At 65.0% G+C, this 22,165-nt stretch carries 26 protein-coding genes; 7 read left to right on the top strand and 19 right to left on the bottom strand.

Annotation, left to right across the window (positions count from 1 at the left end; all coding sequences use genetic code 11):
- The 7 genes from ACFOW6_RS10350 to ACFOW6_RS10380 form a co-directional block, all read right to left on the bottom strand.
- On the bottom strand, positions 1-918 hold the full coding sequence (locus ACFOW6_RS10350; protein ID WP_382422286.1) for a lysophospholipid acyltransferase family protein: 918 nt from the start codon (positions 916-918) through the stop codon (positions 1-3).
- Positions 919-923: 5 nt separating this feature from the next.
- Entirely contained in the window at positions 924-1,760 is an 837-nt protein-coding gene (locus ACFOW6_RS10355; protein WP_382422287.1) for a GNAT family N-acetyltransferase, read from the bottom strand.
- 57 nt (positions 1,761-1,817) lie between these two features.
- Positions 1,818-2,291: a Fur family transcriptional regulator gene (locus ACFOW6_RS10360; protein ID WP_382422288.1), complete on the bottom strand. Its 474-nt coding sequence runs from the start codon at positions 2,289-2,291 to the stop codon at positions 1,818-1,820.
- Positions 2,292-2,402: 111 nt separating this feature from the next.
- Positions 2,403-2,807, bottom strand: a complete 405-nt coding sequence (locus ACFOW6_RS10365; protein ID WP_382422289.1) for a MucR family transcriptional regulator — start codon at positions 2,805-2,807, stop codon at positions 2,403-2,405.
- A gap of 187 nt (positions 2,808-2,994) precedes the next feature.
- A complete protein-coding gene (locus ACFOW6_RS10370; protein WP_382422290.1) occupies positions 2,995-3,492 on the bottom strand; it encodes a GNAT family N-acetyltransferase in 498 nt (165 codons plus the stop codon).
- Complete coding sequence (gene tsaB / locus ACFOW6_RS10375; protein WP_382422291.1) at positions 3,489-4,205, bottom strand: tRNA (adenosine(37)-N6)-threonylcarbamoyltransferase complex dimerization subunit type 1 TsaB; 717 nt, start codon at positions 4,203-4,205, stop codon at positions 3,489-3,491. The genes ACFOW6_RS10370 and tsaB overlap by 4 nt, the downstream gene beginning before the upstream one ends.
- Complete coding sequence (locus tag ACFOW6_RS10380; RefSeq protein ID WP_382422292.1) at positions 4,202-4,846, bottom strand: malonic semialdehyde reductase; 645 nt, start codon at positions 4,844-4,846, stop codon at positions 4,202-4,204. Before ACFOW6_RS10380 ends, tsaB begins: the two co-directional genes overlap by 4 nt.
- Before the next feature lie 288 nt (positions 4,847-5,134).
- Between ACFOW6_RS10380 and ACFOW6_RS10385 the strand changes: the two genes are divergently transcribed.
- Positions 5,135-6,211, top strand: a complete 1,077-nt coding sequence (locus ACFOW6_RS10385; protein ID WP_382422293.1) for a polysaccharide deacetylase family protein — start codon at positions 5,135-5,137, stop codon at positions 6,209-6,211.
- Between the two features lie 45 nt (positions 6,212-6,256).
- Here ACFOW6_RS10385 and ACFOW6_RS10390 read toward each other — a convergent pair whose 3' ends face one another.
- From ACFOW6_RS10390 to murJ, 7 genes are all read right to left on the bottom strand, one after another.
- A complete protein-coding gene (locus ACFOW6_RS10390; protein WP_382422294.1) occupies positions 6,257-7,366 on the bottom strand; it encodes a glucosaminidase domain-containing protein in 1,110 nt (369 codons plus the stop codon).
- A gap of 81 nt (positions 7,367-7,447) precedes the next feature.
- Positions 7,448-8,008, bottom strand: a complete 561-nt coding sequence (locus ACFOW6_RS10395) for a NifU family protein (RefSeq protein WP_382422295.1) — start codon at positions 8,006-8,008, stop codon at positions 7,448-7,450.
- A 121-nt stretch (positions 8,009-8,129) separates the two neighbouring features.
- A complete protein-coding gene (locus ACFOW6_RS10400; RefSeq protein WP_382422296.1) occupies positions 8,130-8,657 on the bottom strand; it encodes a universal stress protein in 528 nt (175 codons plus the stop codon).
- A 41-nt stretch (positions 8,658-8,698) separates the two neighbouring features.
- The gene (locus tag ACFOW6_RS10405; protein ID WP_382422297.1) at positions 8,699-9,445 is read right to left on the bottom strand and encodes a TIGR02186 family protein; all 747 of its coding nucleotides are present in this window, start codon (positions 9,443-9,445) and stop codon (positions 8,699-8,701) included.
- On the bottom strand, positions 9,442-10,353 hold the full coding sequence (locus ACFOW6_RS10410) for a sulfite exporter TauE/SafE family protein (RefSeq protein ID WP_382422298.1): 912 nt from the start codon (positions 10,351-10,353) through the stop codon (positions 9,442-9,444). The genes ACFOW6_RS10405 and ACFOW6_RS10410 overlap by 4 nt, the downstream gene beginning before the upstream one ends.
- Before the next feature lie 218 nt (positions 10,354-10,571).
- Entirely contained in the window at positions 10,572-11,600 is a 1,029-nt protein-coding gene (gene trpS, locus ACFOW6_RS10415) for a tryptophan--tRNA ligase (protein WP_382422299.1), read from the bottom strand.
- A gap of 78 nt (positions 11,601-11,678) precedes the next feature.
- Positions 11,679-13,241 carry a murein biosynthesis integral membrane protein MurJ gene (gene murJ / locus ACFOW6_RS10420; RefSeq protein ID WP_382422300.1) on the bottom strand — a complete coding sequence of 521 codons (1,563 nt, stop codon included), beginning with the start codon at positions 13,239-13,241 and terminating at the stop codon, positions 11,679-11,681.
- Between the two features lie 407 nt (positions 13,242-13,648).
- Here murJ and ACFOW6_RS10425 point away from each other — a divergent pair, with 407 nt between their 5' ends.
- Positions 13,649-14,044, top strand: a complete 396-nt coding sequence (locus ACFOW6_RS10425; protein WP_382422301.1) for a (R)-mandelonitrile lyase — start codon at positions 13,649-13,651, stop codon at positions 14,042-14,044.
- 65 nt (positions 14,045-14,109) lie between these two features.
- Here ACFOW6_RS10425 and ACFOW6_RS10430 read toward each other — a convergent pair whose 3' ends face one another.
- Complete coding sequence (locus ACFOW6_RS10430; RefSeq protein WP_382422302.1) at positions 14,110-14,523, bottom strand: VOC family protein; 414 nt, start codon at positions 14,521-14,523, stop codon at positions 14,110-14,112.
- A 250-nt stretch (positions 14,524-14,773) separates the two neighbouring features.
- Here ACFOW6_RS10430 and ACFOW6_RS10435 point away from each other — a divergent pair, with 250 nt between their 5' ends.
- Together ACFOW6_RS10435 and ACFOW6_RS10440 are read left to right on the top strand one after the other, a co-directional pair.
- Positions 14,774-15,835 (top strand): DUF3179 domain-containing protein, encoded by a 1,062-nt coding sequence (locus tag ACFOW6_RS10435; RefSeq protein ID WP_382422303.1) that lies wholly within the window; start codon positions 14,774-14,776, stop codon positions 15,833-15,835.
- The gene (locus tag ACFOW6_RS10440; protein ID WP_382422304.1) at positions 15,828-16,388 is read left to right on the top strand and encodes a hypothetical protein; all 561 of its coding nucleotides are present in this window, start codon (positions 15,828-15,830) and stop codon (positions 16,386-16,388) included. Before ACFOW6_RS10435 ends, ACFOW6_RS10440 begins: the two co-directional genes overlap by 8 nt.
- A 36-nt stretch (positions 16,389-16,424) precedes the next feature.
- Here ACFOW6_RS10440 and ACFOW6_RS10445 read toward each other — a convergent pair whose 3' ends face one another.
- The 3 genes from ACFOW6_RS10445 to ACFOW6_RS10455 all read right to left on the bottom strand — a co-directional run bounded on the left by ACFOW6_RS10445 (position 16,425) and on the right by ACFOW6_RS10455 (position 18,736).
- Complete coding sequence (locus tag ACFOW6_RS10445) at positions 16,425-17,213, bottom strand: ABC transporter permease (RefSeq protein WP_382422305.1); 789 nt, start codon at positions 17,211-17,213, stop codon at positions 16,425-16,427.
- On the bottom strand, positions 17,210-17,980 hold the full coding sequence (locus tag ACFOW6_RS10450; protein ID WP_382422306.1) for an ABC transporter ATP-binding protein: 771 nt from the start codon (positions 17,978-17,980) through the stop codon (positions 17,210-17,212). Before ACFOW6_RS10450 ends, ACFOW6_RS10445 begins: the two co-directional genes overlap by 4 nt.
- Before the next feature lie 63 nt (positions 17,981-18,043).
- Entirely contained in the window at positions 18,044-18,736 is a 693-nt protein-coding gene (locus tag ACFOW6_RS10455; RefSeq protein WP_382422307.1) for an NnrU family protein, read from the bottom strand.
- Positions 18,737-18,875: 139 nt separating this feature from the next.
- Here ACFOW6_RS10455 and ACFOW6_RS10460 point away from each other — a divergent pair, with 139 nt between their 5' ends.
- A complete protein-coding gene (locus ACFOW6_RS10460; protein ID WP_382422308.1) occupies positions 18,876-19,436 on the top strand; it encodes a DUF2244 domain-containing protein in 561 nt (186 codons plus the stop codon).
- A 116-nt stretch (positions 19,437-19,552) separates the two neighbouring features.
- Here the strand turns inward: ACFOW6_RS10460 and dapB are convergent, their stop codons facing one another.
- A complete protein-coding gene (gene dapB, locus ACFOW6_RS10465) occupies positions 19,553-20,350 on the bottom strand; it encodes a 4-hydroxy-tetrahydrodipicolinate reductase (protein ID WP_382422358.1) in 798 nt (265 codons plus the stop codon).
- Between the two features lie 74 nt (positions 20,351-20,424).
- Between dapB and ACFOW6_RS10470 the strand changes: the two genes are divergently transcribed.
- The gene (locus tag ACFOW6_RS10470) at positions 20,425-20,811 is read left to right on the top strand and encodes a thiol-disulfide oxidoreductase DCC family protein (RefSeq protein ID WP_382422309.1); all 387 of its coding nucleotides are present in this window, start codon (positions 20,425-20,427) and stop codon (positions 20,809-20,811) included.
- Between the two features lie 114 nt (positions 20,812-20,925).
- Positions 20,926-22,128 (top strand): multidrug effflux MFS transporter, encoded by a 1,203-nt coding sequence (locus ACFOW6_RS10475; RefSeq protein WP_382422310.1) that lies wholly within the window; start codon positions 20,926-20,928, stop codon positions 22,126-22,128.
- The last annotated feature ends 37 nt before the right edge of the window (positions 22,129-22,165 follow it).

Here is a 22,165-nt window from a genome sequence, read left to right on the forward strand (position 1 = left end):
TCAGCGCGCGACAACGCCGCCATCATCTTCCGCGGCCTCTTCTGCTGCCTCTTCCGTTACATCGTCACCATCGTCCGGTTGCTTACCGGCTTCGTCCTCGGGCTCGCGTCCGGACAGCGCGCGCATCAATCCTGCCTCGACGGCGGCCTGGCAATGCCGGGTGAGGGCCTTGCGCGACCCGAACTCATGCAGGGTCACCGGCTCGTGGAATTCCACGATGACGGTCAGCCGCCCGAGTCCGAGCGCCCTCCAGGCATGGTCGGGCATGTCCATGTCGCCGAACCAGGCGAAATAGGGCCGCAGGAAGCGTCCGAGCGGCAGTCCGTCGAGATGGCTGTAGGTGATGGAGACGGGCTGGACTGTCAAGGGCCTGTCGTGGGGGCGTCGCTCTGCCACAGAGAGCAGCGCCGACTTGAAGGGCAGTACCGAGTTGCCGTCGCTGCTTGTGCCTTCCGGGAACAGGATCAGATTGTCATCCTGCTCGAGGCGGCGGATGATCTGGTCCCTGTGGTCGGCCGTGCGGCTGGAGCGGCGCTCCACGAAGACGGAGCGCTGCAGCTTCGCCAGCCAGCTGAAGAACGGCCAATGCGCGATCTCGGCCTTGGCGATGAAGCTGCCTCTTATGCAGCGTCCGAGGATGGGGATGTCCAGATAGGAGACATGATTGCAGACGTAGAGGGTCGGCTCTTCCTGCGACTGCTGTCCGCGGCGGCGGACCTCGATGCCGAGCAGGCGGCAGACCTGGCGGTGGTACCAGTAGGGGAAGTCGCGGGCCTTCTTCGAGCCAAGAGACACCAGCACCGCCTGCACGGGCAGCAGGGCCAGGGTGAAGATCGCGAAGAGCAGAACCCGCCGCAACGAGAGAAGCGGGGAGCCGAGCGCGCCGGACGGAGGGGCGTTCACCGTTCGATCACTCACACCCTTCAGCGACCCTCGTCGGAAGGTGTCCGGGGCTCGCTCTCCCCGCGCGTCAGGTGCTTGCGGTACTTCTCCGTCACGCCGTCGGTCTTCACGACCACGCAGACATCTGTGGTGCCGAAGGAGCTGTCCACCACGGCGCCGTCTCCAACCCAGCCGCCCAGGCGAAGGTACCCCTTGATGAGCGGCGGCAGACTCGTGAGCGCGGCCTTGGCGTCGATCTCGTCGGCACTCAATCGGTCCATGGGCGTATGCAGTGCCGCGAGAGCGTGCGGGCGGAGGTGTTCAGGGGCCATGTGGTTATGGTGCAGGTAGGACAGCGGCAGCGCCAGCTTGTCCACATCGGTTCCGAAGAGACTGGCGCAGCCGAACATGAGATCCACATTGAAATGCAGGACGTAGGAGGCAATGCCGCGCCAGAGCACCTGCATGCCGATGCCGGTGCGATGATCCTTATGCACGCAGGAGCGCCCGAGTTCCATGACTTCCCCGGGATACTCCAGGAGCGGGGAGATATCGTATTCGTCCTGGGTGTAGAACTGCCCCGCCCTGAGCGCCTGTTCGCGCCGCATGAATCGGTAGGTGGCGATCACGCTGTTTGCAGGCGCCTCGGGCGAATTGTCAAAGACCAGAAGATGATCGCAGAAGTCGTCGTAGGAATCGAATTCCCGTCCCTCACGGCGCATCTCCTCGGAAGGCTCGACCGCCATTTCCTCGACGAAAACCTGATAGCGCAAGCGTTGCGCAAGCTGGACCTCATCCGGTGTCTCGGCCAGTCGTATATGCAGGTCCTTGGACTTCACATCGACAGGCCGCGGCAGTCCGTCCGCTGTCAGCTCCATGTATTCGCTTTCCCTGCTCGCGGAATCCCGACTGGTCCGTAGAGGCTGGACCACGGTTCAGCCTGTTTCCCTGTGGCGTTTGGCTGCTGTTTCCACCTGCTCGTCGTACTCGCCCTTTTCGGAGTCCTTCAGCTTGACCGCATAGAGCTCCAGGCGATGGTCGATCAGACGATAGCCAAGCTTGTGGGCAATTTCCTGCTGCAGGCGCTCGATCTCTTCATTGTAGAACTCGATGACATCGCCGCTCTGCATGTCGATCAGGTGATCGTGGTGATCTTCCGTCGCCTCTTCATAGCGCGAGCGGCCGTCACCGAAGTCATGGCGTTCGAGAATCCCGGATTCCTCGAACAGCTTGACGGTCCGGTAGACCGTGGCAATGGAAATCCGTGGGTCCACCTCGGACGCGCGCTGGTAGAGCTGTTCCACATCCGGATGATCGGTGGCCTGGGAGAGGACCCGTGCAATGACGCGCCGCTGCTCGGTCATCTTCAGGCCACGATCGACACAGAGTTGCTCAATACGTTCCGGCATCACCTTCTCGTAACTTTCCTGTTTCGGCTCTATTATAGCCGAAACGGGGGGTTGCTACGCAATGGATTTCCTGACCGGAGCGCCGTCACGACCCTGCGCTCGGACATGTCCTCACCTTGCGCGCTTGCCCAGGCCAATATCCTTGGCAAGCTTGCTGCGCTGCCGGGCATAGTTGGGGGCCACCATCGGGTAATCGGCGGGAAGACCCCACTTCTCCCGATACTCTTCCGGAGTCATGTTGTAGGCCGTTTTCAGGTGCCGCTTGAGCATCTTCAGCTTCTTGCCGTCCTCGAGACAGATCAGATAGTCCGGCGTGATGGACTTCTTGATCGGTACGGCCGGGGTGGGCTTTTCCGGTTCCTTGCCGGTGTCCTGACCGACATTCGCCAGAGTCGAATAGACCTCACGAATCAGGCCGGGCACATCTGCAGGGGCCACGGCATTATTGGAAACGTGTGCTGCAACTATGTTGCTGGTCAGTGATAATAGTTCGCTGATTTTTGGTTCTTCGCTCATCGCTCTTTCTCAGATAACAGTTTCATGTCCTTATATATGACCTTTCTCTTGCTTGACAATACGCTTTTCTGCTCAACCAAGTATTTTTTTATTTATGCTCACTTGGCTCATTTTACGGGAATCAAACTTTTCCAGCCCAGATCATGTCCATCGAGGATGATGAAAAATAGAGGCAAGAATTGCGAAACTAATAAATTCGCCGCTCCATAACCAGAGCATCGACGGGGGTGCGCCGTCCCCGATCGTAGTAGGCAGGACGGCGGGCAGTGACGACGAATTCGCCGCTTCTGTACAAGGCGAGAGCAGAGTGATTGTCTTCGGCCACTTCCAGGAAGAGCTGCCGGGCGCCGAGGGCCCGTGCCTGGGCGCACACGTCTGCCAGCAGGGTGAGCCCCAAGCCCATGCGTCGGCTTTGGGGCAGCACCCCCAGCGTTATGACCTCGGCTTCGTCGGCCGCCGTCCTGGCCAGGCAGAAGCCGGCGGGCGGCGCTTCAGGTTCGGCCCTCGCGTTCTCCGCCAGGCGCAGGAAGTAGCCGGACAGGCGGAACAGGGCGTCCAAGGTTGTCCTGTCCCAGGGGTCCTCGGGGAAGCAAAGTCGGTGCGCTTGGGCCAGGGGGGCGATGTCGCGCTCCGTACCGGCACGGATAGAGTGGGGCGAGCCCTTTCCCTCGGCCGAACGGTTCACTGTGCGGAGGCCTCTCGTGGACGCGAGACATCCGGCGCCCTTAGGTAGAGCGGTGCCGCGGCCAGGCTGTCGTCGGTCGCCGACGGCCGGGCCGCCCAGTGGGCCAGGCTGCGTGCATCGCAGTGTCGTGCGGTCTCCACGAACCGGTACGGCTGCTCCGCAAGTTCCGGGAGGGCAAGCGCGCGTTCCGCGCCGTCGCCCGCCAGCCGCAGGGGGCCGCGCGGCAGCCGCGCGAGCAGAGCGTCCGGGGAGCAGCCCTCCGGCGATCCCAGAGGGGCGCCCGAAGCGGCGTAGCAACGCAGGAAGACGTCTCCCCGTCTGCTGTCGATCAGGACGGCGAGCGGCGTGTCAGTGTCCTCGTCTCCGGAACGCGCCTCGCGGGCCTGTTCGGCCAGCAGGGCAAAGCTGTCGAGGCAGAGCAACGGGCACTCGAGCCCGAGCGCAAGTGCGCGGGCCGTGGCCAGCCCCACGCGTACGCCCGTGAAACTGCCCGGTCCGACGGTGACGGCCAGGCGCGTGATGTCCTGGTAGCTTGTCGCCGCCTCCTCCAGCACCTCCGCGATCATGGGCATCAGCCGCTCGGCATGGCCGCGGCTGCGGATCTCGAAACGGGCGGCCGCCACGTGGCCTTGGCGAAACACGGCCGCGGAACCGGCCGATCCAGAGGTGTCAAGGGCCAGGACGGTCGGCCCGGAGGAGGAGTCAGGTGTCATGCGATGCGACAGACCTCGTCGAAGTCAAAGCGCGGCAGGCGTTCGTGCAGCACGGAGGGATCGCCGTAGCCGAGGTTGCAGAGAAAGTTCGAGCGTATTGTCGTACCGGCAAAAAAGGTGTTGTCCACCCCTTCGTTGCTGAATCCCGACATGGGGCCGCAATCGAGACCCAGCGCCCGTGCCGCGATGATCAGGTACGCGCCCTGCAGGCTGCCGTTCCGGAAGGCATTCTCCACGCGCGCCTCGTGCTTGTGCTCGCCGGCGAACCCGGATCGCGCGTCGGCATGGGGAAACATGCGCGGCAGGTGTTCGTGGAACTCCACGTCGTAACCGACGATCGCGGTCACCGGCGCCTTCATGGTCTTGTCGGCATTGTTCTTGGCCAGGTGGGGCTTCAGCGCCTCCTTGGCCTCCGGCGACTTCACGAAGACCAGCCGGATGGGCTGGCAGTTGGCGCTGGTGGGGCCCATGCGCGCCGTCTCCCACAGCTGCCGCAGCAGGCTGTCGGGGACAGGGCGGTCCTGCCAGGCGTTATGGGTGCGTGCCTTCAGAAAGATCTGGTCGAAGGCCAGGTCGTCGAGGGCCTCGCTGTCGGGGGCGTCGTCTGCGTCGCGGGTTTTTCTGGCTGCTGTCTGCTGCACCGTACAACCTCCTTGCCTGTGTAAACCGTGGCCGACGGGCTGCCGGCATAACAGGCCACTTGGTACCCCTTAGGCAGACGGACAAGTTTTACCTTTGGTGGCTTGTCGCTGCCGTGGATGCTGACGTAGGTTGGAGGCGGATCGGATCGGGAAATCCGGGGAAGAGCTCAATGGGCCGGAAGGGTCAGCCAGAGGCCATACCCGGCAAGACCTCGTCCGCGGCGACGCAAGGTGGTATGGAGGCGGCGCGCTTGCGCCATTCCGCAACGCAATTGGGGGCTTTGTATCATGCTGGGCAGAATGGGGCGACGATGTCTTCGAGGGTTCGGTGCCTGCCTGCCGGCGGCAGTGGCTGTTGGCCTGATCTTCACCGGTGGCCTTCCGGCCGCCGCGGAGATGACCGAGGCCGAGTTGAACAACGGCGCCGTGGTCTTGATGTATCATCGTTTCGGAGAGAGCGACTACCCCAGCACCAACGTGACGCTGGAGCAGTTCGAACGCCAGCTCGAGACGCTCGAGAGCGGTCCCTACGAGGTCATGGCGCTCGGTGACATCGTCGCAGCTCTGGAGTCGGGGGAGACGCTGCCCGATCGCACGGTGGCCATCACCATCGACGATGCCTACCGGTCGGTCTATACCGAAGCCTGGCCGCGCCTCAGGGAGGCCGGCTTTCCCTTCACGCTGTTCGTTGCCACTGACGTGCTCGACCGGGAAACGGCCCCCTACATGACCTGGGACCAGCTGCGCGAACTCGCGGCCTCGGACCTGGCGAGCATCGGCCATCAGACGGCCTCGCATCCCAGCATGCCGCAGCAGAGCCTGGAGCGGAACGAGGAGGAAATCCGACGCGCGAACGCCCGTTTCGAAAAGGAGCTGGGCCAGATCCCCAGCCTGTTCGCCTATCCCTACGGGGAAAGCTCCAAGGCCGTGCAGGAGCTGGTGGAGGAGGCCGGCTTCGAGGCGGCCTTCGGCCAGCATTCCGGTGTCATCGGGACAACTCTGAACCGGTTCAACCTGCCGCGCTTTGCGCTCAACGAGGATTACAGCGACGAGGACCGGCTTAACACGATCCTCAATGCCCGTCCGCTGCCGGCCCGGGACGTCACCCCGGAGGATCCTCTGGTCGGCGAGAACGACAATCCACCGGTGGCCGGTTTCACGGTCGAGGAGGCTGCAGGCGCACTGTCCGGGCTGTCGTGCTACAGCAGCGGTCCCGAAGTGAAGCTGGAGCAACTGGATCGGCGCATCGAACTGCGCTTCGCAGGCCCGCTACCGGAGGGCCGGACCCGTGTCAACTGCACGATGCCGGCCGACGAGGGGCGGTGGCGCTGGTTCGGGCGCCAGTTTCTCGTCCCCGAGGATTGAGCCGCGCCGTTCTAGATCAGGGCCGTCCCTGTCCAGGCGCCGGCGTCAGCGCCTGGTTTCGAAGGAGTGCAGTCGGGCATAGAAGCTGCCGCCGTCATCCAGCCGCGCCTCTTCCAGTTCCTGCAGCCGGTTGCTCCGGATCAGGCCGCGCAGCTTTTCCACATAGTTGTTGATTTCGGCATAGTCCTCGAGGTTCGCGGCCAGGTCATAGCCGTCGACGGTGTCCTTGCGGGCCACGGTCTCGGCGCGATTTCGGCGGAACTCCCTGTAGGCTGGATGGGTATTCAGATTGTGCATGTAGGCCCGTACCGAATCCATCAGGTCCTCGAAGGCGCGTACGCGTACGGAGCGATCCCTATCGGGTATCAGCGCCTCCGTGCTCTCGCCCCAGGACCGTTGACCGAAGAGGGCATTGCCTTCGACGGCGAAACGCGAGGTGCCCCAGCCGCTTTCCACGATGGCCTGAGCCAGCGCCAGGCTGACGGGCAGCACGTCCACGCGCCGCTTGAGGATGTCTGTATTGCCGTCCTCGACGCCATATTGCCGCGCCAGTTCGTCGAGCCAGGCCCGCGCCTCGGCATCGAGGACGCCTCCGGCTTGCTGGCGCTCCAGCAGCTCGATCATGTGCTCGCGCTTGGCCTCGATCTCCTGGTTCGCCAGCAGGACCAGCGGCAGGACACTGCGCAGGAAGGCCCGCTTCTTGTCGTCGACGGAAGAGAGGTTGTCGAGATCGCGGGGCAGGCCGGTAACATAGAGGCGCGGCACTTCGGCGCGGCCCTCACGCACCTCGGCCAGCTTGTAGTCGACGCGCGCAAAGTTGTTCTGCAGGTCCCTCGTGCTTGCCGGGGCCAGGATCTCGATGTTGCGGAAGTCCGGGCGATCCAGGTCCGGAAGTTCGATTTCGGTGTTGCGGTAGGCTGTCTGGCGTGACGGATCCATCTGGGGTTCGGTTCCCGGACGCGGCGGGGGCGCCGCTCCTTCCTCTGCCAGTGCCGTCTCCACGGGATTGAACTCCGGCAGGTCGAGGCTGGCTGTCCGGTCGGATCCCGTATCCGTCTCGAACTGCGCGAAAAGTGCCGTCATGACTGCCGCGAGCACCAGACCCAGCACAGGCCCCTCCGTGCTGCGGTCGAAATACCGCCGTTTTCCGTCCATCTGCCTCACTCTTTCCCAAACAAAAACATCCACCCGGCCGAATCTGCCCCGATCGACCGTTACGGATTTTTCGTCTTGCCCTCAGCTGATGGGGCGCACCTCTACCACTTCCGGCACATAGTGCCGCAGCATGTTCTCGATGCCCATCTTCAACGTGGCCGTCGAGGACGGGCAGCCGGAACAGGCACCCTGCATGTGCAGGTACACGATGCCGCGATCGAAGCCGTGAAAGATGATGTCGCCCCCGTCCTGCGCGACGGCGGGACGAACACGTGTGTCGAGCAGTTCCTTGATCGTCGAGACGATCTCGCTGTCCTCGCCATGGTCCTCTTCCGCCTCGTCAGAGGCGCCCGGCTCGACGTCGAAGAGCGGGTGCTTGGCCACGAAATGTTCCATCACGGCGCCCAGGATGGAGGGCTTGAGAACGAACCATTCCTTGTCGTCCGTCTTGCTGACGGAAATGAAATCCTGCCCGAAGAACACGCCGGACACGCCTTCGATTTCGAACAGGCGCCGAGCCAGAGGGGACACCTGCGCCTGCTCGGCTGTCTCGAAGCTGGCTGTGCCCTTCTCCATAACCTGCTGTCCCGGAAGGAACTTCAAGGTCGCCGGGTTCGGTGTCTCTTCCGTCTGAATAAACATGGCCTCTGCTCGTCCGCCTCAGTTACGTGGTCAAGTCCGATATCGCACGGCTTTATCTGGAAAGTGGAGAACCTCTGCCCAAAGTTCAAGCTCCCAGCATGCATAGCGGCAATGCGGATGCTCAGCTTATGGCGTCGATGTGCTCTTCGGTCAGCCTGTCAGGAACAATCGTGACGGGAACACGAAGACGTCCGACGAACTTTCCGGTCAACGAAGAGACCAGCGGACCCGGCCCGCCGGGGCCCGTGTTGGCGCCCAGGACCAGAATGGAAATGCTGTCTTCCTCGTCGAGCAGCTTGAACAGAACGTCATTGGTCACACCTTCGCGCAAATAGAGAATCGGCATGGAGCCGGCCATTTCCGTGACCCGTTTGGCGGCGCGCTGCAGGAGCTGCTCGGCCTCGCTGCGTGCTTCCTGGGCGAGAAGCTCGCCGACGCCGAGCCAGGTCTGGAATTCCGAACGCTCGAGGACATACAGCAGGGCCACCCGGCCGCCGGTATGGCGGGCACGCCGGCAGGCATAGCGCAGGGCCACCTCAAGTTCCTCGGATTCGTCGACCACGACCAGCATGACGCGTTCGGTATTGCCCTCTGTCTGCTTGTCCTTGGAGGTCGTGACCTCAGTGTTGTCTTCGTTGTCGTTTGTCATGGTCCGATTCCACTGCCAGGGGCCTGACGCCTCACTCCCGCTTACGGGCGCCGGAAGGCCAGATGCGCGAACCATCCTGCCATCAGTGCGGTCAGGACGGCAACGAGACCGTACAGCGCGGGACGGTCGTAGGCGAAGGCATAGAGATCCGCTTCGATGCCCACCTTGCTGACAGCGAGCGGCGTGGTCTGGGCGTTCACCACCTGACCGTCCTGCAGCAGATAGATCTCCGCGGTGTAGATGCCGGTTGGCACGTTGGTCGGCAGATAGACCGAGGTGCGGAACAGGCGCTCGCTCAGCACGGCCACGCGGCCGGTGCTGCGCGAGTACAGTCCCGCATCCTGCTTGCGCCGGATCAGCGCGCGGCGCCATTTCCCGGCGTCCTCCGGCGCCAGGCTGCTGCTGTCCTCCAGTGTGAACCGCAAGCGATTGACCCCGAACTCCTGGTTCTGCAGCACCGCTTCGTCGGCGATGTCCCCCAGAGGACGGTTGCTGGCAACGGCGTAGAAGCGCGGGACCTCTTCATAGACCACGCTGGCCGTATTCATCCAGATGCCGGCCACGCGGCTCTTGCGCATGACGCGCTGTTCGCTCTCAGGCCCGCGCACCACGACGACGATGTCTCCCGGTTGCTCGATTGCGCCGAACAGCAGGACCTCGGAGCCGGTAAAGCCAGTGGTGATGGCGACCAGGTGGCTGGAGAGGTCGGCCACCAGCGGCAGGGCCCGCGCCGGCAGGGTCAGTCCGGCCAGCAGCAGCACGAACAGGATCATGCGGCGCGGCTTCATGGCTCGACCCCCAGGCTGTAGAGGTCATCCGGGGTGGTCACCAGTTCGACGCCGAGGCGAACGGCCACGATCATGACCAGGATGCCCAGCAGAATGCGCAGGGTGTCCCCCGGCAGCCGGGCGCCCATGCGCCCGCCGAGCTGGGCGCCGATCACGCCGCCCACGATCAGCAGCATGGCCAGTGCCAGGTCCACGGTGTGGTTCTGGCTGGCCTGCAGGAAGGTGACGTTGGCGGAAACGAAGATGATCTGGAACAGCGAGGTGCCGATCACCACCGCTGTGGGCATTCCCAGCAGGTAGATCATCAAGGGAACCAGGATGAAAGCGCCGCCCACGCCCATGATGGCGCTGATCACGCCGACCATCAGCCCGATACCGAAGGGCAACAGGGCGGAGATGTAGAGCCGTGACTTGCGGAAACGCGTCTTCAGCGGCAGGCCGTGGACCCAGGTGTGGACATGCAGCTTGCCGGGCGCCAGCTTGCTGCGCCGGCGCAGGAAGGCCCGCACGCCCTCCCATAGCATCATCGCGCCAACGATCGTGAGAAGGGTGACGTAGGACAGGTTGATGACCAGGTCGATCTGGCCCAGTTCGCGCAGATAGGAGAAGAGTGCGACGCCCAGGGTCGAACCGACGAAGCCGCCCATCAGCAGTACGACCCCCATCTTGAAGTCGACATTGCCGCGCCGCCAGTGGGCGAAGACTCCCGAGACCGAGGAGGCCACCACGTGATTGGCCTGTGTGGCGACCGCGATGGTCGGGGGAATGCCGATCAGGACGAGCAGGGGCGTCATGAGGAAACCCCCACCCACCCCGAAAATTCCGGACAGGAAGCCGATTACCGAGCCGAGGCCGAGCAGCAGGAAGACGTCTACGGAGATTTCAGCGATCGGCAGGTAGATCTGCATGACGGCGCTCAGGACCTCCCACCGCTGGTTTCAGCAATGTTGTCTGTTCCCGGCAGCCGCTTTCTGGCGATCAAGATGCGCTCCCTGCATGCGTCGATTGCGCGCCGCCGCTGCAGGGGGGCGCGCAAAGGGCCTGATGCGAACTTACCTGCTTCCGGCGCCAAGTCCAATGCCTTGAGCCCGCCGCGCGCGGATCGAACCGATTGCGGGCGCGCCTTCTACGGACGCAGGAAGCCGACGATCTCCTGACACTCCCGGACGATGGGCTGGGCAATGGCGTTGGCACGTTCCGCCCCGTCCCGCAGGATCGAATCCACGTGGTCGGGATCGTCCTTCAGGCGTTTCATCTCTTCCCCCATCGGCCCGAGGCGGCTGACCGCCAGGTCCGTCAGATCCTTCTTGAACTGCGAGAACTGGGCGCCCTCGTACTGTGTGAGCACGGCGCGCAGGTCGCGATCCTCCAGCGTGGCAAAGATGCCCAGCAGGTTGTAGGCCTCCGGGCGCTGCTTGCGGGTTTCCTCGGGCAGCTCGCCTTCGGTATCGAGAACGTCGGGGCCGGGCATGGGCTCCGGGTCGGTGGTGGCCTTGCGGATCTTCTTCGCCACGGCATCCCGGTCATCGGTCATGTTGATGCGGCTCATGTCCGAGGTGTCGGACTTGCTCATCTTGCGCGTGCCGTCGCGCAGCGACATGACGCGCCGTGCGCTGCCCAGGATCAGCGGGTCGATGACGGGGAAGAAGTCTACTTCGTAGTCGTAGTTGAACTTCTGCGCCACGTTGCGTGCCAGTTCCAGGTGCTGCTTCTGGTCCTCGCCCACCGGCACGTGGGTCGCCTTGTAGGCCAGGATGTCGGCGGCCATCAGATTGGGATAGACGTAGAGGCCGGAACTGGCGTTCTCGCGATGCTTGCCCGCCTTCTCCTTGAACTGGGTCATGCGGTTCAGCCAGCCGATCCGAGTGATGCAGTTGAAGATCCAGGCCAGCTCGGCATGGGCGGGCACTTGGCTCTGGTTGAAGATGATGCAGGCCTTGGGATCGATGCCCGCCGCCAGGTAGGCGGCCGTGATCTCGCGCGTGTGGGCGCGCAGTTCCGTGGGGTCCTGCCACAGCGTGATCGCGTGCATGTCCACCACGCAGAAGATGCTGTCGTAGTCGTGCTGCAGAGCAACGAAATGGCGGATTGCGCCCAGGTAGTTGCCGAGATGCAGGTTCCCGGTCGGCTGGACGCCGGAGAAGATACGCTTCATGCTGTTGCGACCATCATCACTTGAAGAGAAGACCGCGCGGTTTATCGCCTCTGACCGGCCCGGGGTCAAGCTGTCCGCTCAGGAAACCGCGTCAGGATTGCGCCGGCGCAGCAAGCGTTTCACCTCGCCCAGTGTGACCGCCCCGAGCAGCAGGGCCGCCAGGGCATAGACGGCCAGGCCGCTGCCCACCAGCAGGGCCAGGGCCGCCGCCTGGCCCAAGGGGCCCATCGCGAGCCACGCATTCACCTGCGGAGCCAGGACCAGCAGCAGGCCGCCCATCAGCGCACTGGCCAGCAGGCTGCGCAGGCTGCGGTCCAGCAGGCGCCGGTCGGGCTCAAGGAAACCGCGACGCGACAGCACCACCACCAGCAGGACCACGTGCAGCCAGGACGAGATCGCCGTGGCCAGCGCGATGCCGACGAAGCCGATCCGCCAGAACAGCAGCAGCGACAGCGCCACGTTGGCCAGGATGGAGACCAGGGTCAGGTGGAAGGGCGTGCGTGTGTCCTCGCGGGCGAAGAAGGCCGGCTGGAACAGCTTGACCAGGACATAGGACGGCAGGCCGATGGCGAATGCCGCCAGCGCCTGCCCGGTGGCACGGGCGGCTTCGTCATCGAAGGCGCCGCGCTGGAACAGGCCGGTCACGAGGCTTTCCGGCACCAGGGCCAGCGCGAAGGTGGCGGGCAGGGTCAGCAGCAGGGCGTACTCCAGGGCCCGGTTCATGCTGTCCCGGGCCGCCTCGCCGGCCCCGGCGCGCAGCTTGCGGGAGAGATCGGGCAACAGCACGACGCCGATGCCGATGCCGAGGATCCCCAGCGGCAGCTGATAGACGCGGTCGGCGTAGTAGAGATAGGAGACCGCGCCGGCCTGCAGCGTCGCGATCATGGTGCCGATCAGCAGGTTGATCTGCATCACGCCGGCCGAGAGCACGCCCGGGACCATGAGCGCCAGCAGGCGCCGCACCCCCGGCGTCAGGCGTGGCCGCGGCAGCCTGAGCGACATGCCGGCGCGGCGCGCACAGAGGGCCAGGAAGACCACCTGGGCCAGGCCGGCCAGGGTCACCGTCCAAGCCAGGACATGGCCCGGCGCAGTGGCGAAATGCGGCAGGGCCACCGTCAGCGCGGCGATGAAGAAGAGGTTGAGGATGATCGGCGCCGCGGCGGCCGCGGCGAAGCGGTAGAGCGAATTGAGCACGCCGCCGAGCAGCGCCGTCACCACCATGGCCAGCAGATAGGGGAAGGCGATCCGGGTCAGCTCCACGGTCAGCGCGAACTTCTCGGAATTCTCCGTGAAGCCGGGCGCGATGAGCTGCATGATCCAGGGCATCAGCGCCAGGCAGAGCGCGGTGAAGAGCAGCAGCCCGGACAGCATGACCGAGAGGACGTCGCCGGCGAAGCGCCGTGCCGCCTCGCGGCCCTCCTGCTCCAGCCGGGCGGAGAAGAGCGGCACGAAGGCGGCGTTGAAGGCCCCTTCCGCGAACAGCCGGCGGAAGAGGTTGGGAAAGCGGAAGGCGACGAAGAAGGCATCCGCCACCGGCCCGCTGCCCAGTCCGGCGGCGATCAGGATGTCGCGAATGAAGCCCAGGACCCGGCTGACCGCCGTCAGCCCCCCGACCGTGGCGAAGGAACGCAGGAGTGCCATAAGGAAAAGTGTCTAGCCCATCCGCGTGACGCGAGAAAGGCCGGAGTTGGGCTGCCGCGTGGCAGTTTAGCCGATAAAGCTGCTCTCTTGTCTTTTGCCCTGTCATGGCCTCAAGCTTGTGACCGGCGAAGCTGCGCGAGAGGCAGTCCTTGTAGAGGTCTCGGGCCAATGACGGTGTTCTGCAATGGGCAGGGGTTGAACGGAGCTAGGTGTCGCGAATTGAGGCAACGCGGCTTTTCCTCTTCATTGCTGAATCCCCGACATAGTGCCGATGCAGTGCAAAGGGCCTTATCTGACAAGGCCTTCGCTCATACATTCAAAACTACGAGTGGATAGAACGGGTTTTCTGTCGCTTTGCCATCGGCAAGGGGCGACAGATTCGATCACAGAGTCACGGAGGCCATCAATTGGATATTCAACGCAACGGGTCGAAGCCGTCAGCCACGGGGTCCGAGCAGTACTTCACCGGTGCTGTGCGCCTCGACAGTCCCTTCCAGGCGCCGGAACCAGCGCGGGTCGGCGGGGCCATCGTGACCTTCGAGCCCGGCGCCCGCACGGCGTGGCACACCCATCCCCTGGGCCAGACCCTGATCGTCACGGCAGGCCTTGGCTGGGTCCGGCGTGAAGGCGGCCCCAAGGAAGAGATCCGGCCGGGCGACATCGTCTGGATCGAGCCGGACGAGAAGCACTGGCATGGCGCAACGGACAAGACCGCCATGACCCACATTGCCATTGCCGAGCCGCAGAACGGCTCGGCCGTCGAATGGATGGAGCAAGTCTCGGACGAGGACTACCTCGGCTGACTCACGCGCCTGGACAGAGGAAAGGGGGCGATGAACGCGTCCCTGCCTTGTTCGGGGCTGTCCAGCTAGCCTGCGTCTTGCAGGTCCTCCTCCCAAACCATGGCCTCGATCTTGTGGCCGTCGGGGTCGCGCAGGAAGCAACCGTAGTAGGGCTCTCCATAGATCGGGCGGGGGCCGGGTTCGCCGTCGCCGGTGGCGCCTTCCTCCAGTGCCGTCTGCCAGAAGGCGTCGACCTGCTCCCGGGTGTCGGCGAGAAAGGCGACATGGCTGCCGTTGGCGAGGCCGGCGGATTGGCCGTCGATGGGAGTCTGGATCCAGAATTCGGGAAAGGCGCGGCCATAGGCCACGGCGCCTGAATGCTCCATGACGCGGCCGATGCCCAGGGCCCCCAGGACGGCGTCATAGAAGGCCGTTGCGCGGGCAAAATCATTGGTGCCAAGGGACACATGAGACAGGATGCTGGATGGTTCCTCGGACATGAGGCCCTCCTGAAAGTTCATGGTATGTTCCATACTGTTTCAGGCTGTGGAATAATGCAAGTTACAATAAAAGGTAATTTCCCGGCCCTGTCAGGCGTGCTCTCGCGCTAACGCAAATGTGAAAGGATGTGACAGGCGCGGTGATGGAGAGCGTACGGGCTGCTGTGCCATGATCCACGGGCATGAGCAGTTCGCTGGCTCGGCCTTGTGAGGGTGGTTGTCCCCGAAGGTCCGGCGCATGGAGGATACGATGCTCTCTATCACGCGACGTGATTTTCTCAAGAGTACGGCTGCCGCAGGCGTCTGCTTCGGCGCGCCCGGCGCTGCGATCTCGGCTTCCGATCAAGCTGCGCTTCCCTTTCCGACGGTGGGAGACAGGGCCAGGCTGGTGCCGGCGCCGCTTGACGCCTATCGCGAGGCCAAGCTCTCCGGCGGTCCCGGGAAAGATGGCATTCCTTCAATTGACGCGCCGGAATTCTGGACGGTTCAGGAGGCGGACGACTATCTGGAGGACGCTGACAAGGTGATCGGGCTGGTCGAGGGGGATCGCGCACGCGCTTATCCCCAGCGTATCCTCGTCTGGCATGAAATCGCCAACGATGCGTTCGGCTCGGTGCCTCTGGCGGTGACCTACTGCCCGCTGACCGGCACCTCGCTGGCCTTCGAGCGCGGGGAGACGACCTTCGGCGTCAGCGGTCGCCTGGTGAACAGCAATCTCATCATGTACGACCGCCAGAGCGATACCTGGTTTCCCCAGATCCTCGGCGTGGCCACCGAGGGACCGCACGAGGGAGCGACCCTTGTGGAGCGGCCCCTTGTCTGGACGACCTGGGGCCGCTGGCGCAAACGTCATCCCGACACGAAGGTGTTGTCGACCCGGACGGGGTTCGCACGTAATTACACACGCGATCCCTATGGCAGCTACACTCCACTGGAGGGCTATTACAGGCCAGAGGCCTCGACCATCTTCCCGCTCATGCAGGAGGACGAGCGCTTTCCGCCCAAGGCCGTCGTCCTTGGCGCCCGCACGGCACGCGAAGCGGTTGCCTTCCCCAAGGACAGGCTGCGCGAAGCCGGCCAACTGGTCCTTGAAGGACGTGAGGCGACCTTCGTCGCCGTCCATGACGAGGGGCTCGATACGGGATACATATTCGAAGTCCCGCGCGCGCCGAAGGAGTCGGCCGTGGTGGAGGGCACCGGACCCGACAACGTCCGCTGGCCCGAGGACCTGGATGCGCGCGCCCTAAACGCCTTCGAAGCGATGTGGTTTGCGTGGGCGGCATTCTATCCGAACACCCATGTCCATGAGTGAGGTGTCACGCCAGCTTATGGAGGATTCGCGGGCCCGGCTGATCCTGGGTGCAACGACGTTGGTCTATCTGCTGCTCTACCTGGTGGCGCTTGGAGACCTGGCGTTCGACGGTACGCTGCGGGCCTTGGACGGCTGGCTCGTTCCAAGGGCAGACGAGCTCTGGACGCAGGCACGAGTTCCCTTTCAATTCGAGGCCATCGGCGTGGTCGAGCTGCCATTTGCCATCTGGCTGGTTTCGCCCCTGAACCTGCTCATCGGTCTTGCGCTGGGGGCCCTGGCCGGCCTCCAGCTGGCCCTGACGCGCATTGCCCTGCTCTGCACGCGCAGCTGCGGGATCCGGCCGCCGGTGGGACTGCTGGCCGCACTGCCGGCCTTGCTGGCCGGGCACGCTTGCTGCGTTCCGGCACTGTTCATGCTGCTGGGCCTGCAGGTGACGGCCACGATGATCACCCTTGTCAGCATCATGATCCCCCTTGCCTTCCTCCTCCTGGCGATCGGCGTCGGGGTCACATGGCGCTACGCTCATCGCCGCTGCCGCGAGGCCTATGCATGAGAGAGGCTTCGCGCCCTCCGGAGCGCAGGTCCATGCCTACTCGCCCACCTGCAGCAGCAGGCCGCGGCGCCGGGCGACGTGGAAGGCGTAGAGGAAGAGGAACATGCCCAGCGCCAGGTAGACGGCGTTGAGGACGAGGGCGTGGATCAGCAGGTCGGTGCGGAAGGTGTCGTCCAGCAGGATGGCGCGCATGCCCTCGAACACCGGTGCCGTGGGCAGGGACCAGGCAAGGACCTGCAGGGCCGGCGGCAGCACGTCCACGGGATAGTAGATGGCGCTGATGGGGGCGATCAGGAAGATCGCCAGCCAGGCAACGGATTCGGCACCCTGGCCGACGCGCAGGATGAGGGCGGAAACCATCATGCCGATGGACCAGCCCATGACCAGCAGGCAGGAGAAGAAGGCAAGCAGCGGCAGGCCGAGCGCGAAGACAGAGACCTCGTAGAAGACGATGGCCAGCAGGGCGGCCGGCACCACGCCGATCAGCGTGCGGATCAGGCTCATGAAGGTCAGTGCGGCCATGAACTCGATGGGCCTCAGGGGGCTGACCACGATGTTGGCCAGGTTGCGCGACCAGACCTCTTCCAGGAAGGACAGGCTGAAGCCCAGCTGGCCGCGAAACAGCACGTCCCAGAGCAGGACGGCCGAGACCAGCAGGCCGCTGGCCTGGGCGATCACCGAGGAGAGCTGCAGCAGGTACATGGTGATGAAGCCCCAGATCACCATCTGCACCGTCGGCCAGTACATCAGCTCGAAGATGCGCGGCCAGGAACTGGCCAGCAGGTAGAGATGGCGCAGGCACATGGCGTAGAGGCGCCCCGTCATGATGCGGCCTCACCATAGGCCCTGTCCGGTTGGCGCTGGTTGCGCGCGATGTCCAGGAAGACCTGTTCCAGGTTGCCACGGCCGTGGCGGTCGAGCAGCTCACGTGGCGTGCCGGTCTCGACGATCTCGCCGGCCCGCATGATGCGCACCTGGTGGGCCAGACGTTCCACCTCGCTCATGTTGTGCGAGGCCAGCAGGATGGCGGTGCCGCTGCGCCGCTGGTAGTCCTGCAGGTAGCCGCGCAGCCAGTCGGCGGTGTCGGGATCCAGCGAGGCCGTCGGCTCGTCCAGCAGCAGGATTTCCGGTGCGTTGATCAGCGCCTTGGCCAGCGACACCCGGGTCTTCTGGCCCGAGGAGAGCTTGCCCGTGGGCTTGCGCCAGAGCGGGCCGAGATCGAGGTCGTGGGCCAGTTCCTCCAGCCTGGCCTTGGGGTCGGGGCAGCCGTAGAGCCGGGCGAAGAACATCAGGTTCTGGCGCACGCTCAGGCGGCGCGGCAGGTCCACATAGGGACTGGAGAAGTTCATGCGCTGCAGCAGGCGGTAGCGATGGCGCAGCATGTCGCCGCCCAGCACCGTGATCGAGCCCGAGGTGGGCAGCAGCAGGCCCAGCAGCATGGAGATGGTCGTGGTCTTGCCGGCGCCGTTGGCGCCCAGCAGCGCCAGGGTCTCGCCGCGATGCAGGGAAAAATTGACATCCTTTACCGCGGGAGTCCCGTTGAAGCTCTTGCTCAGGGCCTGGACGCGGATGGCCTCGACGGATTCGGACAAGGAGGTTGCTCCGGCAAAAAGGGGGTCGCACCCCCGGACAGGATCAAATCTCGCGTCATCGATTTAGTGCGGCATCGGCATGACGCCAAAGAACAGAGGATGCAGATAGAGAAACACGACGTAGAAAACGAGGCCGAGCACGGGGCGCCAGATGCCAAGCCCGCGCCAGTCCATGCGGGTGCGCCCCGTGGCAATGGCGACGAAGGGCACGGCGGAGGTGGTGAGCTTGATAGGGCCCCAGGTGCCGCCCAGCTTCTCCTCGCGTCGATGGTCGATATGATACATGCCGCCAAGAGCGAGCACCAGGAAGCCACCCATCAGCAGCAGGCTGGCACTGTCTCCGTTGACGAGCATGTGGCTGGCCGCCCAGAGCACGACGCCCCACAGGAAGGGATGGCGGGTGATGCGCAGGATGCCCGGCGCCGGGTCCTGGGCGCGGGCGGCGTCTTCCTGGCCAAGGGCGGTGGCGGCGCGCGTGCTCATGCCGGCCACCACGAGGATGAAGGCAAAGGGCATGACGATCACCGGAATCCACGAGAGGGCCGGCACGGCGGGCCAGAGCGGGATTTTCGGGGCGGCGCCGTAGGCCTGCAACGCCCAGGCGAAGGTCACCAGGGCAACCAGGGAATAGAGCAGGCGAAACCCGCGCTCGCCCAGACGGTCCGTCAGGCGGCTTCGCATGGCGGCGCTGGACAGCAGGAAGTGGCTGCCCACGAAGAGCACGACGGCGGCGAAGAGTTCGTTCAAATCGACCATGGCGCGCAGTCTAGGGCGGCCCCCGCATCAGGTCCAGCGACCTCTGTCGCGCGGGTTGGAAACCGGGAAAACGGCCGATGTGGCAGAGCTTTGCCGCACCAGCTTTACGCGACGGCGAAAACACGCATATCATGTCTGCATGGCTGACCATCCACAGAGCAACTTGACTGACCAGCATGCCGCCGGCGACCGGCGTACGGAGGCCGTGGCGGAGGACATCCTCTTCGATGCCGTGCTGATGCCGCATCGCAGCCTCTCGCCACGCGGATTCCTGATCCTGATGACCCTGATCGCCAGTTTCGGCTTCTTTGCCGGCGTGGGCTTTTTCCTGGCCGGCGCTTGGCCCGTCGTCGGCTTCATGGGACTGGAGTATCTGCTGGTCTACATCGCCTTCCGGGTGAATTACCGGCGCGGGCGCATGTTCGAGCAGTTGGTGCTGACGCGCGACGACCTTGTGGTGCGCCGGGTCAACCATTGGGGCGAGGAAACACGCTGGCGCCTGCAGCCCTATTGGCTGCGTGTCGACATGCGCGACCCGCCCGAGCATGACAGCCAGCTGACCCTGCGAACCCACGGCAAGAGCCTGGTGATCGGCAGCTTTCTCACGCCCGACGAGCGCCTGAGCCTGGCCCAGGCCCTTCAGTCCGCCCTGGATCGCGTGCGCAGCGGTGCGGCGGTGTCGCGGGGTGCGGCGGGGTAGGTATCAGGGATGAGGCCAGGCCCGATTGCCTGTGCCGAGATGCTTCGAGGGCGTCCTGCGGACGCCGCCTCAGCATGAGGTTAAATAATTGAAAAATATGAATAGTATTCCCTGAATCAAAGACCCAGGACGTCGCGCATGCTGTAGAAGCCGGCGCCCTTGCCCTTGGTCCAGAGGGCCGCCTTGAGCGCGCCGCGTGCGAAGATGTCGCGGTCGCTCGACTTGTGGGCCAGTTCCAGGCGCTCGCCCGTGGTGGCGAAGACCACCGAATGCTCGCCGACGACATCGCCGCCGCGCAGGGTGGCAAAGCCGATATCGCCCCGTTTGCGGGGACCGGTCACGCCGTCGCGCACGCGCTGGGCGTGCTGCTCCAGGTCGATGCCGCGCCCGCGTGCCGCCGCCTCGCCGAGCGCCAGGGCCGTGCCGGAAGGAGCATCGACCTTGTGCCGGTGGTGCATCTCCAGGACCTCGATGTCGAAGTCCTCGTCGAGCGCCTCGGCGACGCGCTCGACCAGAAGGCTCAGCAGGTTGACGCCCAGGCTCATGTTCGGGGCATAGACAACGGGCACCTTGCGGCCGGCCTCCGCCAGGGCAGTCTTCTGCGACTCGGCCAGGCCTGTCGTGCCGACCACCAGGGCCGTGGCATGGGTGGCCGCAAGGTCCGCGTTCTCCTCGGCGGCCGCCGGCGTGGTGAAGTCGATCACCACATCGGCGTGCCGGAAGAGATCCGCCGCGCTCTCGCCGGCCGCCACGCCCAAGCGCCCCACGCCGGCAAGTTCGCCGATGTCGCGCCCGCTGGCCTCGCTGCCGGAGCGCACCGTGCCACCGGTCAGGTGACAGCCGCTGGTCTCGCTCGCGATCGCCACAAGACGCTTGCCCATGCGCCCGGCACAGCCGACAATTCCGATCCCGATATCCGCCATGAATGCCTCCAAGGATAAGCCTGATGCTTCCCTAGCGAAGCCGCCATGCTATGTCGAGAGCTACCATGCCCGAGGACAGCCAAGTGACGCTCTTCTATGACGGTGCCTGCCCGCTGTGCCGGCGCGAAGTGGCCTTCTATGCCCGGCTGGACCGCGCGGGGCGGATCGTCTGGCACGATCTCTCCCGCGACAGCCGCGGCATGGTGGCCGAGGGCCTGCCGCGCCGCGAGGCGCTGCGCCGCGTTTACCTGCGCTGCCCGGACGGGCGCCTGCTGAGCGGGGCGCGGGCCTTCGTGGAGCTCTGGCGGCACCTGCACGGGTTCCGCTGGCTGGCGCCACTGGTCGCCCTGCCGCCCTTCATCTGGCTGGCCGAAGGGGGCTATCGCCTGTTCCTGAAGCTCCGACCCTGGCTGACCGGGCGGCGCGGCTGCGACTGTGAAGAGGAAGGTTGAGCGCGTGCCGGTCACGACGTGCATAGGTGCCCTGAGGGATCGACACTCTTCAAACACTTTCAGCCTGTACTAGGCTGCGTTTCCCTTCCCTCCGCAACCGATCCCACGGCATCCATGTCCTCTACCAACAGCCGGATCCTGCTGGTCCTCATCATCGCCCTGGTCGCTTTCGGGCCGCTGTCCACGGACCTCTACCTGCCGGCCCTGCCGCTTATCTCCGAGGCCCTGGGCATCTCCACCGGCCAGGCCCAGCTGACCCTGTCGGTCTTCATGGCCGGATTCTGCGTGGCCATGCTGATCTACGGTCCGCTGAGCGACCGCTTCGGGCGCCGGCCGGTCCTGAAGGCCGGCATCGCGCTCTACCTGCTCGCCACGCTGGCCTGCGCCCTGGCCCCCGACAGCGACAGCCTGATCCTGGGCCGCTTCTTCCAGGCCGTGGGTGCCGGAGCCGGTCCGGTCCTGGGGCGGACCATCGTACGCGATATCTACGGGCCCGAACGGGCCGCCCAGGCCCTGTCCTACGTGGCCATGGCCATGGCGCTGGCCCCGGCCGTCGGCCCCTTCATCGGCGGCTATGTCACCCTGCTGTTCGGCTGGCGCGCGACCTTCCTGACTCTTCTCCTCTTCGGGGCCGGCTGCCTGTACGGCGTCTATCGCCTGCTGCCGGAGACCAACCGCTATCCCGATCCCACGGCCGTGCAGCCGCTGCGCATCCTGATGAACTACACTTCCCTGGTGCGCAGCCGCAGTTACCTGGGCTACAGCTTTGCCTGCGCCGCCAGCTTCGCCGGCCTGTTCGCCTTCATCTCGGGCTCCTCGTTCACGCTGATCGACGAGTACGGGCTCAGTCCCGATGCCTTCGGCATCTGCTTCGCCACCACGGTCATGGGCTATATCGCCGGCAGTTTCTTCAGCGGACGGATGTCGGTGCGTCTCGGCCAGCCGCGCATGATCCTGATCGGCAGCCTGATCAGCCTGCTCGGTGCGGGCGGAGGTATGCTCACCGCCTTCCTGGCCGTGGACAACGTCTATACCGTGGTGGCCTCGGCCGTTGTCTATTTCGGCGGCACCGCGCTGGTGATGCCGAATTCCATGGCCGGGGCGATCGGACCCTATCCGCGCATGGCGGGGGCAGCGTCTTCGCTGCTGGGCTTCGCGCAGATGGGCACGGCCGCCCTGGCGGGCATGGCGGTGGGACAGCTGCACGACGGCAGTCCAAAGGCCATGTCGGCGATGATGCTGCTGGCCGCCGCCGCGGTGATCGTTTTCCTGGTCACGATGGTCCCGCGGCCGGGGCGTCGCCCGGAGACGACCTGATCCGGCTGGACAGCGCCTTTTCCAACGCTATCCTTGC

It is taken from the genome of Fodinicurvata halophila, assembly GCF_042651425.1.
Taxonomy (GTDB): Bacteria; Pseudomonadota; Alphaproteobacteria; order Kiloniellales; family DSM-21159; genus Fodinicurvata; species Fodinicurvata halophila.